The sequence below is a fragment of the Natrinema sp. 1APR25-10V2 genome (assembly GCF_031626495.1).
GTDB lineage: Archaea > Halobacteriota > Halobacteria > Halobacteriales > Natrialbaceae > Natrinema.
On sequence record NZ_JAMQOJ010000009.1, the window covers coordinates 56337 to 68715 of the forward strand.

A 12379-nucleotide genomic window follows, 5' to 3' on the forward strand; every position below is an offset into this window, starting at 1 on the left:
GGTCGATGTAACTCTTCTCGGTCAGTCTGACCATACTGTTACAGTGACGCCGTGTCCGTTTAGTTACTTCGCGCGGGTGCCGGACGATACCACGATTCCACAATTGGGAGCTCCTATCTACCTCGGAAGGTTCTACTGGACAGCTTCTCACACCGGGAAGTGACATCAGGTGAGGAGCCGTATATCCAATTATGCGAGCGACACAGCCAGTATCTAGACCGAGTCCGCCCGATTCACGCTGTGAACACTGTGGCCTTCCGTTTCCGAAGCCACCAGTCACCGAGACGGTAGACGACACCAAACGAGTCTTCTGCTCGAGGATGTGCCGTGACGCGTACCTTGATCATCATCCAGAGTCGCCTGTCTACCACGGTCTTGATCGCGTACAGACGGGGGTTTCTGGACTTGATGCCCAGCTTCCAGAGGGACTCCCTCGAAACGCGTTCGTTCTGGTCACAAATTCGCCGGGAGCTCGGTGGGAGGCACTCTCCGCGGAACTCGTCTGGCGAACGCTCGGCCGGAACGAGCCCGTAATCATAGTCACGTTTCAGGAGTCGCCGGTATCAATCGTCCAGCAGTTACTGACGTTTGAGTGGAATGTCATTCCTTATCTCGAAGACGATCAGATACACATCATCGATTGCTTCACGTATCGGGTCTCTTCCTACGATCGCGTAGTCAGCCGGTTTACCGACTGGAACACCTATCTGTACGACGTGACAGATGGCGCAACGACTCGACTGTCAGATCTCGACACCATGGAGGGGGTCCACTCTCAAATTGATAACGTCGCAGAACGCCTCGGGATGAGAGGCAAAGGGGTCATTCTGATCGATTCGCTATACGAGCTCGGAACGCTCACTCAACCCGTTCACGCGCACAAGTTCGTCAAAGACGTCCGCGCCGATCTCTCAAAGGGACGATTCGTCCCTGTATTCGGCGGAGCATCTACGACTGTCGACGAGTCCCAGTTTCCCCACAATATGACGTACCTCGTTGATGGGCTTGTCGAACTCACCCTATGGCAGAACGGCTCACTTCCAGGCTTTCAGAAACACGTCCGCGTCCCACAGGTTCAGGGCGTTACGACGCATCCCCAGTGGATCCAGTTCGAATACGAGTCGGAGCACGGGATGATAGTTCTCGATCCTATGACCCAGAACGCACCATAGCTATCCCCTCAAGTACCAGGGTCCTGCTCCACGGCGTCAGTAGCGTCTTTTCCGTTCCTGCCTGCGAGACCTAATATTTACACTTGTGACAGCTAACCCCGAGATGGGACATCTCGGAAACTGCGGCTCTCACTTACTGCTTGAGGACTCGGAGTAGATGATACTGGCGAAGTTGTTGAGTTGTGCTGAAACGTGAGTACTCTTGCCGGCCAAGTGGACTACCACGTCGTCCAACGCGAGAATACCCACGAGTGTACCGTCATCGTCGACCACTGAGACTCCTCTGGCGTGACCCCGTCCACATGAGAAATACAATGCTGTCAAGGAGCAGCGAATTCCGTAAACTTTGCTCAGCCCAAATTCAAAGCGCTGTTATTGCTCACCATCTCGACTGTGGCAGTTTGCAACGACCGTTAACTCCATACGAGTCGTACGTGAGCACATGATTCGGGTACTTACAGGTGTCATCGGCGCCGTTACAGCACTGGCTCCGGAAAGGGTCATTGTGATCTTCGAAAAACTCGCAATTGCGAACCCCGGCAAAGAACCCGTGAGAGCGTGGATACAGCCGGCAGTACGGGCAGAGGGAATTCTGATAGCCGCGATCTCTCTCTTCGGAGGACAGCTGTATGCGTGGCTGATGAACCTCACCGGAGCGTTCGGCACAGTCGTATTCTTGTTCCCCAATCTGTATCGTAAATTTGCTACTGCGTTCCTCTATGAGAAACCGGATGCGGTTGAATGGAATCAGTCCTTTACTGCGGAGGTTCGAGCTATCGGCGCAATTTACGCCATTTTAGCTTCGAAAAGATTCAGGAGGCGCCATAACGATTCAGAGAGTACCTCAACATCTGATAGGAACCTTTGAGGGGATTATTATGAGTTCTCGAAACGACCATATCGACATAAACCTAGGAAACGTAAATCTGATATGGGACGTACAACCGTCGAGATAGAGGACGAATCCTTTGTTCCCGTTCGGAAATCAGTTCCATCGGGCACTACTGTTGTCTGGGAAACCGTTGGTGATGCTTCCCATGTTGTAGACAGCGTACAGTTCCATAATACTGCCGACAAATGGCAATTCCGTACGCAAACACTTCGCTCGGGCGATAGTGCCGTCTATTCGTTCGATTCCGACGGAATTTACGAGTACTACTGCGGACTTCAGGGGGAAGAGATGTGTGGCGTCATCCTCGTCGGTGATGTCTCACTCTCAGAATCACTTCCCTGTGAGTGAGAAGCCTAAAGAGGTCAATCAAGGGACTGACCAAAGAGGATTTTCCGTCTCGGACACTAATGTGAAGGCGTGAGTAGTAAGGTTCCTCGCGCACCCGGCCTACACAGTCTCCCCTGTAGTACTGCTGGAGAAAGTATCGACCACCACACTAGCTGTAGCACCTACAGACCGGTAGTATGAATCCGATCTATCTTGCTCTCGGCTCGTTCTTCCTCCTGTTGGCTGTCATTGACATCCTCTGGACGACGCTGTGGGTCGAGGGTGGGGCCGGTCCACTTACCTCCAGATTGATGTCCAGCACTTGGAAGACGCTCAAGACAGTGTCTGGAAAGCGTCCCCGCGTACTCTCTTTGTCCGGCCCACTGATCCTCGTGCTTGGACTTACTATGTGGATCGCACTCCTCTGGGCCGGATGGACGTTTCTGTTCGCAGGCGGTGAGGGGAGTTTAATTGATACCAGAGATACTGGTCCAATCTCTTGGACCGAGCGGTTGTACTTCGTTGGATACACCGTATTCACACTAGGGAACGGTGATTTCACGCCGAACGACGGGATATGGCAGATCGCGACTGCTCTCATGACGGCCAGTGGTATGCTCTTCGTCACGCTCAGCGTTACCTATATCCTCAACGTCCTCAGTGCTGTCACCCAAAAGCGCTCGCTCGCGAGCAGTATCAACGGACTCGGGGCACAGAGTACCGAGATCCTCGAAACAAGCTGGGATGGTGATGCATTCCAAGGACTGGAACTGCCGCTAAACACGATAGCAAATCAACTCAATACGCTCACGTCGAATCACAAAGCGTACCCGATCCTCCACTACTTCTTCTCTCCCCAGACGTCACAGGCACCAACGACGAATATCGCTGTTTTCGACGAGGCGCTCACAATCCTCAAGTTCGGTGTCAATACACAGCACCGTCCGAGTGAGCCCTCCATTCGTCAGGCCCGGTCGAGCGTCCAGAACTACCTAGATACGATCGGAAGTGCGTTCGTCGATCCGGCGTCGCAACCCCCGTCTGCCCCAAGTCTCGAACGCTTACGCGACGACGGGATTCCCCTGGTCTCAGACGATGACTTTACCACCTCGCTTGAGGAAATAGATGACCGGCGTCGACATCTCTTAGGTCTGGTCGAATCAGACGCACGACGCTGGCCTAACACCGACGATCAATAAAAAGTACCCACACATCCATCACTCAGGGTCCCATACTTCCACTTACTGAATACAATGGACGATCACGACCACTCCTCCCGTGGCACAGGGCCATCTGACGACCACTCCCATCACGAGCACCACAGTGAGGGAAGTGGTGAGTCCGCCAATGGGACCGACGAACCACGAGTCGAGCAGTCGATGCTTGAGGAGGAAGCCGAAGATGCCAGTGACGCTGAACAGGAGATCGAGGATAAACACGACCACCACATAGACCATGGGGAAGGTGGTCACGAGCACGGCGAGGGACACGACGGCCACGGTGGTATGCACGAGGGACACGAGCAGATGTTCCGTCGACGGTTCTTCGTCTCAACGCTCCTGTCGATCCCCGTGCTTCTTTACAGCCCATTTCTCCAGCAAACGCTCGGATTCTCGGTGCCTGCGTTCCCCGGAAGTGAGTGGATAAATCCCGTTTTCGCAGTTATCGTCTTCGGGTACGGCGGTGTGCCGTTCCTCGAGATGGCCGTTCCGGAGCTCAAAGATCGCTCACCGGGGATGATGACGCTCATCTCGATGGCGATCAGTGTCGCGTTCATCTACAGTCTCGCAAGCGTCCTCTTTCCGACGACGTCGGCGTTCTTCTGGGAACTCGTGACGCTGATCGACATCATGTTGCTCGGCCACTGGATCGAGATGCGGTCGGTCCGGCGGGCTTCCAGCGCCCTCGACGAACTGGCCAAGCTCATGCCTGACACCGCCGAGCGAATCACGGAGTCAGGTGACACGGAGAAAGTCCCAGTCAGTGACCTCTCCGAGGGCGACCTTCTTCTCGTCAGACCCGGTGCGAGTGTCCCAGCAGACGGCGTCGTCGAGGAAGGCGACTCCGACGTTAACGAGTCGATGATCACCGGCGAATCGCGGCCGGTCTCCAAGGAGCCAGGCGACGAGGTAATCGGCGGGACAGTCAACGGCGATGGCAGTCTCCGCGTTCGTGTCGATGCACTCGGTGACGATACCACCCTTGCCGGCATCATGCGCCTTGTCGAAGAGGCACAGAGCAGTAAATCCCGAACCCAGGTGCTCGCCGACCGTGCGGCCGGGTGGCTCTTCTACGTTGCCGTCGCAGCTGCTGTCGTCACGGCGATTGCTTGGACGGTCGCCGTCTCGTTCAATGCCGAAGTAATCGAACGTGTCGTCACCGTGCTCGTCATCGCGTGTCCACACGCACTCGGTCTCGCTATTCCACTTGTGGTCGCGATCAATACGTCACTGGCCGCTCAGAACGGTATGCTCATCCGTGATCGCATCGCGATGGAAGAGGCACGGAATCTCGACTCGATCATCTTCGACAAGACCGGGACGCTCACCGAAGGCGAACACGGCGTCGTCGGGACAGCTACTGTTGCCGATGTTACCGAGGAGGAGGCCATCCGATTGGCTGCCGCAGTCGAGTCTGACTCCGAACACATGATCGCGCGGGCGATTCGGGAGGTGGCCGATGAACGTGGAATTGATGCGCCGGACGCCTCCGGCTTCGAGGCGATGAAAGGTCGCGGTGTTCGGGCTACTGTCGAGGGTGAAGAGATCTATGTCGGCGGTCCGAACCTCCTCAGCTACATCGACGCCGACGTCCCGCCCGAGCTGTTGGCCTTCGCCGACGAGGCCGGTGAAAATGCACAGACGGTTGTCTATCTCGTCCGGGAAGGAGAACTCATCGGGGCCTTTGCTATGGCGGACGTGATCCGCGAGGAGAGCTATGCCGTCGTCGATGCACTCCACGAGCTCGACATCGAGGTCGCGATGCTCACCGGTGATTCGCGTGACGTTGCGAACGCCGTCGCAGACGAGCTGGGGATCGACACAGTGTTTGCCGAAGTACTCCCTGAAGACAAGGATGAGAAAGTCCAAGAACTCCAGGATCAGGGCAAACTCGTCGGGATGGTCGGCGACGGCGTCAATGATGCACCCGCGCTCACCCGCGCAGATGTCGGGATCGCCATCGGGAGCGGCACGGATGTCGCCGTCCAGTCGGCGGACGTCATCCTCGTCCAGAACAATCCAATGGACGTGGTTCGACTCGTGAAATTGAGTAAGGCAAGCTATCGGAAGATGCAGGAGAACATCATCTGGGCCGCTGGCTACAACGTCTTCGCCATTCCACTGGCTGCCGGGGTTCTCGCTCCTATCGGGATTCTTCTTTCGCCAGCTATCGGTGCCTTGCTCATGTCACTCAGTACGGTCATCGTGGCGATCAACGCTCAGCTACTCCGGCGAGTTGATCTCTCAGTACCGAACCTCCCGGGGCTCTCTCCGTCGGGTCGGCCAGAGCCAGCAGATTAAGTTTGGACACAGTCAACATAGTCGGCTATCGTGTCCTCCGATATTCTCTCCAGAAATGCCACAGACGGGCGATAACGCCATGAGAAACAACTCCTGTGACGTATTGGCGTCCGATAGCCGTTATCCTGTATTTTCCCCGCTCTACCTTCGTGACGAAGCCATGATCCTCCAGAACGCTTAAGCGACGGTTCACCTCCTCACGGCTGTACTCGATGTTGTAAGCGATAATCGTCGGCGTCAGAATCAGCTCTTTCGAGTGGAAGAGTTCGAGGATTGCATCATCAATCGGCAACATCCAGTCTGCTTGTTGCCTCACTTGGACCGGCTCCTCAAGGAGGATGTCCGCCCACGCATCACGACGCAGGTCGTTTTCTAGGGGATCATAGAGTCCGAGAATGACGAAGAGCGCGGCAAGGCCGTGTGTCCAGTGAACGAGGTCGGGAAAGAGTAATTCCGTAATCGGGCCGCCAATGAGGAACAACAGCAGACCTGCGACTGTGAGCAGAAGGTATCGTTGGTAATCTACGACAGACTGCTTGAAAAAGAGGAAATAACAGATACCAATTCCAGTCACGAGCCCAATTGTGAGATTATAATATACGAAGAGTGAAGCGTTGAACACAGTCATTCACCCCTCTGCTGCACTGTTTTTGATTCGGCGGTGGGTTGCGACCACCAGCCAGAGGAAGATCGCGACAACGGTATAGAGTGCGCTACGGAGTGTATTGAGGAACAGCGTATCCGGTTTGACGAGAAAAAGCACGATGTGGTAGACGATCATGGCCGACATCGTGAGGGTGAGCAACGCAATAACTATCCCAAACGGTGATTCACGGAGCGTCTGCCAGTAGAGGATGGAGAGAAACCCAGCCCCTGTTGCAGTGATGACTGCAAACAGTGTACTTAGGGTATGGGCGGATGTATTGACCATACAGAGAGCACGGCCTTGACCCTCTTTAGTCCATTTGCAGAGCTACAGACCATCTTATGAGAATTATTGGTCGTACCTATAATAGTCATGTAAGCAATGATTACGTGCTGAACTGACCTGTGGCTACCTGGCTCCTCTAAAATCAGTAGTCCCTCCTTTAATGAAACCCACCGTTACACCCCATCTCACCTATTAGAAGTGCGAGACGGCACAGCTGTTGAACCGTCTCACTAGTTTCCAGTCCCGACTGGGTGAGTGGATAACAAAGTCCGATGCCCACGTGGTCGATATTGATGGCGCTAACCCAAATCGACCACGTAAGCGAGAACGAGCTGATGGCCGAGTGTATCGACAACTGCCTCGCAGCCGTTCAGGCCTGCGAGTGGTGTGCGGACGAGTGTCTTGGCGACTCGGATATGGAGGAGTGCGCCCGGCTTTGCCGGGATGTCGCCGACCTAACGGCGATGCACGCACGGTTCATGGCCCGGAACTCGAACTACAGTCCCCAACTCGCCCAGGCCTGCGCAGGGGCGTGTGAGGAGTGTGCCGAGGAGTGCGAACGCCACGATGCCGAACACTGTCAGGTCTGCGCCGAAGTACTTCGTGACTGCGCCGAGACCTGTCGCGAGATGGCTTCGTAGACAGTACTGACCGTCGAACCGATTACCCCATTCTTCATATGGTATCCCCAACCCGTTGGGTCACTGTTGCCCTCGGGGGGCTCGGCATCTGGCTCATGGCAGCGCCGTTCATACTCGGAGCTCCCGCTCTCGATACGTGGAACGACGTGATCGTCGGTGGCGCGCTTTCACTTCTCGCCGGCCATAATTACGCCAGCGAACGAGAGCAGGGTAAACCGAGTCAGTGGATCGCCGGCGTTCTCATCGTACTCGGAGCGTGGCTGTTCTTTGCCCCGTTTCTTCTCGGAGTCTCCGGTCTCCTCCGATGGAACGACGTCGTCGTCGCCGTACTAGTGACGGCGTTTGCTGGGTACAGCGTGTATGCCGCGCAGCTCATTAAACAGACGATGCACCATACCTCAATAGATGAAAACTGACTTACAACAATGAACCAACGTACCAATACGATTCACCAGCAGAGTTCCGAGAAGTTCAGTAGTATCGGACGACGGTCATGGGGGGAATAGTTGCATGGATGTCTGGAAGGCCGTCGCGATCGGCGTCGCCGCCATCATGGCCATCCTCGTCGCGACGCAACCCGTGTACGTCCTTGGGCTCACTATCTTCGACTACGGTGAGGTCCCAAGTCAATCGTACTCGACTATGCAGACGAAAGATGTCAGCCGGTTCCCCGCCGACGATCCCGTCCGCCAGAGCGAGCTCACTGCGAGCGCCGCGCGGCCACCACAGTCCGGCCTGAACTATTCGACAGTCGTCCGGGTTCCTGAGAACGACTGGCAGGCTGCACTCGCAGCGTCGTCCCTTCGGGAGAGTGAGGATGCAGTGTTGCTCTTCGGAAATGCAAGCCGCCCGAATAGCTCGAATACGACGACCCCTGCCAATGTGTCGACAATGAATGTCTCCGGCGGTAATCCCGCCGAGACGGCTGCGTCCATCGCTACCCGCCAGAACGGTTCCGACCAAACGAGCCCGAACAACGTCATTATCGTGAGTGCTGAGGAACCCCAGTGGGCGCTCCCAGCCGCTGCGTGGAGTGCCTATTCGGGCGATCCGATCCTGTACGCGAACGAAGACGGTATCCCGGACGCCACACAGCAAGCGATCGAGGACCTGAATGCCTCTCACGCGTACGTCCTCGCACCCCCTGATCTCGTGAGCGACAGCGCACTCTCTGAACTGAACATCGAGTCGACGCGTGTGTCGGGAGATACGCCACAGGCCCACGCAGTCGAAGTGGCGGAGTTCCGCGACGAGTCGCGTGACTTCGGCTGGGGGATTCACGAGCGCGACAAGGTCGGGTACTACAACTTTATGCTCGTGAATCCGAGCCAACCCCAAGACGCAGTCGCAACGACGAACCTCCAGTGGGGGAAGGCAGGGCCAATCCTGCTCGTGCACGAGGACGGAAGCCTGCCAGCGGTTACGGAGGACTATGCCTGGCAGAGCCAGCCGGCGTGGTTCTCGTCGCCGATGGAAGGGCCATTCAATCACCTCTTCGCGATGGGGCCAACGGACGACGTGTCCTGGGTATCCCAGGGACGACTCGACTATGCCGTCGAGATCACGCAGTATCGTCACCAAGGTGCCGGACTGAGCCCCTTAGAGTCCCTCGCGGCTATTTGGGTCGCGTTCAGTCTTCTCGGCGCGTCATTCGTCTTTGCTCATGCCCGCCAGCGACTCCCGGAGATGAACGACTGGACGACGATGGCCTGGTCACTCTTTACCCTGGTACTGGGCCCGTTCGGATTGGCGCTGTACTGGCTCTCCTATCGGGGACGTCAGATCGTCAGCACAGAGCAAGGCCCACGCGTCTTACGACCGTACTGGCTACGAGCGGCGACGGCGACCGCAATTGGCATCGGATTTGCAGGCAGTACCATGATCGCGACCGGGTTCCTGCTAAATTACTTCGGAATCCCGATGTTCGTCCTTGATGGCCCGCTATTCTGGCTCGGCAACGCGATGACGGTCCTCATCACCATCGTGTACGTCGTCGCGTTCCTCGTCTCGTGGCTCGTCTTCCACATACCCATGCTCAAGGACACACAAGACCTCGACACGAGTGCGGCAGCGAAGAAAGGCGCAAAGATCGTTGCAGTGAGTATGACCAGCGTTTCCGTCGGCATGATGGGTGGCATGTGGGTACTGATGATGCTCAACCTCCCGATGATGCCAGGGGACGATAACATCCTCTGGTTCGGCGTGATGACGTTCGCCACCCTCGTCGGGTTCGTCATCGCCTGGCCGGTGAACGGCCTACTCGTCCGAAAGAACCTCAAACCAGGTGGTGCACTATGAGCGACCGTAGTCGCCGGAAGTTCCTGCGCGACCTCGCTGCACTGCCGGCCGGGGCGACCCTCGGCGGTGCCGCGCTAACCTACCGAGAGGTGAGCTCGTCCAGCCAGGGAGAGCAGCGCGGGCCAGAGTCTGCCGACTTCGACGACGAAACTGTTACGACCATGACGACCAGACTCGCCGGCGCGAACGACTACGAGACGGCGACGGCGTTCACACAGAACGTCTACCAGGCTATCAACGACCACACTCGACCAGGAGCTGCGATCCTCATCAATGACAGCGACCTCGCCGCAGCGCTCCCGGGCGTGGCCGTTATCCACCACCCGATAGATGGTGCTGTCCTCCTGACAGCGCAGGACTCACTACCTGATGCGACACGAGAGGAGATCGAACGACTCCACCCCGAAGGCGTCCACGTCGATGGCGACGTCCAGGTATACATCGTGGGCGGTGAACGGTACATCAGCCGCGATGTCGAGGAAACGGTCAAACAGATGGGCCTGAAGACGAGCCGGATCGGCGGAGATTCACCCGCAGAGGTTGCGGCGAACGTTGACCAGTACCTGAGTACGATCCACGCGAATCACCGAGACACTGCCTTCATTGCAGACATTGAAAACGCCCAAACAGCAATCCCAGCCCAATCCTGGAACGCTCACGGCGGTGACGGCTTCCTCTACGTCGACGGCGATCGCATCCCTGAAGTCACGCAGCGCCAGCTTGAGGCTCGGTTCGACGAAGCGTACATGTACCTCTTCGGTGACGAGAGTAAGATCAGTTCTCGAGTAGCCCGCGAACTCGCACGGTTCGGACACGTTCAGCGGATCCCGCAGGGCTCCAATCCGTACAAGGTCAGTGTCGGCTTTGCCGGCTACAAGGACATCGGTCGAAATCAGGGTTGGATTTTCGGCGAGTGGCCCCGGAACCTCGGCTGGGGCATCGCCGAATCCGGCCACAACTTCATCTTCACGAACCCCGAGAACTGGCAGACAGCACTCCCAGCAAGCGTCGAAAGCCACCGAGGGAAACACGGCCCGATGCTCCACGTCCGGCAAGACACAATCCCGGAAACGGTCGGGAACTATCTAACCAATCTCACGCGACCACACGAGGCCGCACCGTACGACCGGAAGTACAACCACGGCTGGATCGTTGGCGACACCGAACAGATCAGTCAGCGCGTCCAGGCACAACTCCACGCAATGCTCCAAGAACCCGTAGGTGGACAATGAAACGGATCGTCGCGGCCTTCGAGAACGGAGATGATGCTGGGGAGGCCAGACAGGCTCTCCGCGAGGAAGATCTGGAATCAAGAGAACCGAGTATCGACAATCCCTTCTTCGATCCGTCGACGAAGATGCCCGAAGGGCGAGGGCTTCTATGGGGCGGGCTTATCGGTGGCCTGATTGGTGCTATACTCCTGTTCGCCTGGAATGAGCATATCTTCTCGATCCCCCGTCTGAGCCCAATTATGACCGCTGGACGATACGAACTCATCGTTCTTGGATTTGGTCTTGGTGCAGCGATTGGTGGATTTGTCGGCGGAGTGATTGGGGTAGTTCGACGGACTCCTGAGCTGGATAAGCCACGAGTTGCTGTTACTGTTCCAGATCACCGAACTGGTGAGGTAGAGTCGCTTCTCCGCTCTCACGGAGCAACGACGGTTGAGGGTGCCGTAACGCATCACGAACACCCACAGCAGTCGAAGGTGACAGAGTCCAGTACGTCTTCTGACTAGCCTTATAGTATATTTTTCAGACCGTTAGGGCCCGATCGCCCTATGAATTCTGAATGGCGTGAATCCGTTTGACGGGTGTTCGTGCCGAACAGATAAACGAGATAAGGAAGAAGAAGGGATCACGAACTACTCGAAGCCCTAAGTATTGACGTCTAGCTTTTTCCAGCGTAGGATCCTCGGGGAAGCTGGCAAAGAACTCGTCGAGGTCGTCGTCAAGTCTGAGTCGGTGATGAAGAACGGTAGCCCCATCTGTTGTTGCCCGCCACTCCAACTCATCAGACTGTTATCGTACAGAGATGAGGTCATCGTTAGCAACTGTATAGTACCAGTTGTCCCTGCCAGATGCAGGGGGCCTTTCGTACGTTCCCTCGTCAACACGGTGCCAGAGAAACGATTGAGCGCTCTTGCAAGTCGCTTGCACACCGATCTGGCCAACCTTATCCCGAATTGAAACTAAGCCTGAGTCCATCGTCTTTTAGAGGACGAGACAGTCCGAGTTCGGTCACGGACCAGTCCGGGTCTCTTCTTACCTAGCTAATTTCCTCGACGCTGTCCGTCTCCATCGACCCGTCCCGCTCTTCCCTCTTGACACGGAGTCGTATTCCTTCCTCCGTACCGCTTTCCTCCACGGTGTGCACTATTTTCGGAGTCGCTTCAGAATCGAGAATGGTCAATCGATCGTCTTCGGTCACGAGACCGTAGCCACTTTCGACGCAGTGGCCCATCAGCGCACATTCCTGCGTGTGCGTCCGGGCCTTTCCAAGGAGTTCGTCACGAGCGTTCTTCCGGATACATCCGACGTCAATAACGTACCCTTCGAGTGTTTCAGAAGCCATATTCTCTCTAGGGTCCTGCCGCC

General features: G+C 56.5%; 13 protein-coding genes. 10 read left to right on the forward strand and 3 right to left on the reverse strand.

Annotated features, from left to right (window positions below; all coding sequences use genetic code 11):
- Positions 1-191: 191 nt before the first annotated feature.
- From NDO75_RS24510 to NDO75_RS24530, 5 genes are all read left to right on the forward strand, one after another.
- Entirely contained in the window at positions 192-1172 is a 981-nt protein-coding gene (locus NDO75_RS24510; RefSeq protein WP_310909256.1) for an ATPase domain-containing protein, read from the forward strand.
- A gap of 442 nt (positions 1173-1614) precedes the next feature.
- The gene (locus NDO75_RS24515) at positions 1615-2040 is read left to right on the forward strand and encodes a hypothetical protein (protein WP_310909257.1); all 426 of its coding nucleotides are present in this window, start codon (positions 1615-1617) and stop codon (positions 2038-2040) included.
- Positions 2041-2103: 63 nt separating this feature from the next.
- A complete protein-coding gene (locus tag NDO75_RS24520; RefSeq protein WP_310909258.1) occupies positions 2104-2412 on the forward strand; it encodes a hypothetical protein in 309 nt (102 codons plus the stop codon).
- 176 nt (positions 2413-2588) lie between these two features.
- Positions 2589-3590 (forward strand): potassium channel family protein, encoded by a 1002-nt coding sequence (locus tag NDO75_RS24525; RefSeq protein WP_310909259.1) that lies wholly within the window; start codon positions 2589-2591, stop codon positions 3588-3590.
- Between the two features lie 306 nt (positions 3591-3896).
- The gene (locus NDO75_RS24530) at positions 3897-5912 is read left to right on the forward strand and encodes a copper-translocating P-type ATPase (protein WP_345784926.1); all 2016 of its coding nucleotides are present in this window, start codon (positions 3897-3899) and stop codon (positions 5910-5912) included.
- A 25-nt stretch (positions 5913-5937) separates the two neighbouring features.
- Here the strand turns inward: NDO75_RS24530 and NDO75_RS24535 are convergent, their stop codons facing one another.
- Both NDO75_RS24535 and NDO75_RS24540 read right to left on the reverse strand, forming a co-directional pair.
- Positions 5938-6540 carry an ArsR family transcriptional regulator gene (locus tag NDO75_RS24535; protein ID WP_310909261.1) on the reverse strand — a complete coding sequence of 201 codons (603 nt, stop codon included), beginning with the start codon at positions 6538-6540 and terminating at the stop codon, positions 5938-5940.
- Positions 6541-6843 (reverse strand): hypothetical protein, encoded by a 303-nt coding sequence (locus NDO75_RS24540; RefSeq protein WP_310909262.1) that lies wholly within the window; start codon positions 6841-6843, stop codon positions 6541-6543.
- A 293-nt stretch (positions 6844-7136) separates the two neighbouring features.
- On the opposite strand from NDO75_RS24540, the gene NDO75_RS24545 reads away from it, so the two are divergent.
- The 5 genes from NDO75_RS24545 (at position 7137) to NDO75_RS24565 (ending at position 11520) form a co-directional block, all read left to right on the forward strand.
- Positions 7137-7484 (forward strand): four-helix bundle copper-binding protein, encoded by a 348-nt coding sequence (locus NDO75_RS24545; protein WP_310909263.1) that lies wholly within the window; start codon positions 7137-7139, stop codon positions 7482-7484.
- Positions 7485-7579: 95 nt separating this feature from the next.
- Positions 7580-7900, forward strand: coding sequence for an SPW repeat protein (locus tag NDO75_RS24550; protein WP_310909264.1), 321 nt, complete (start codon positions 7580-7582; stop codon positions 7898-7900).
- Positions 7901-7994: 94 nt separating this feature from the next.
- Positions 7995-9782: a DUF4396 domain-containing protein gene (locus NDO75_RS24555; protein ID WP_310909265.1), complete on the forward strand. Its 1788-nt coding sequence runs from the start codon at positions 7995-7997 to the stop codon at positions 9780-9782.
- Complete coding sequence (locus tag NDO75_RS24560) at positions 9779-11014, forward strand: cell wall-binding repeat-containing protein (protein WP_310909266.1); 1236 nt, start codon at positions 9779-9781, stop codon at positions 11012-11014. Before NDO75_RS24555 ends, NDO75_RS24560 begins: the two co-directional genes overlap by 4 nt.
- Positions 11011-11520: a hypothetical protein gene (locus NDO75_RS24565; RefSeq protein WP_310909267.1), complete on the forward strand. Its 510-nt coding sequence runs from the start codon at positions 11011-11013 to the stop codon at positions 11518-11520. The genes NDO75_RS24560 and NDO75_RS24565 overlap by 4 nt, the downstream gene beginning before the upstream one ends.
- Before the next feature lie 530 nt (positions 11521-12050).
- Here NDO75_RS24565 and NDO75_RS24570 read toward each other — a convergent pair.
- Positions 12051-12356: a hypothetical protein gene (locus NDO75_RS24570; RefSeq protein ID WP_310909268.1), complete on the reverse strand. Its 306-nt coding sequence runs from the start codon at positions 12354-12356 to the stop codon at positions 12051-12053.
- Positions 12357-12379: the final 23 nt, after the last annotated feature.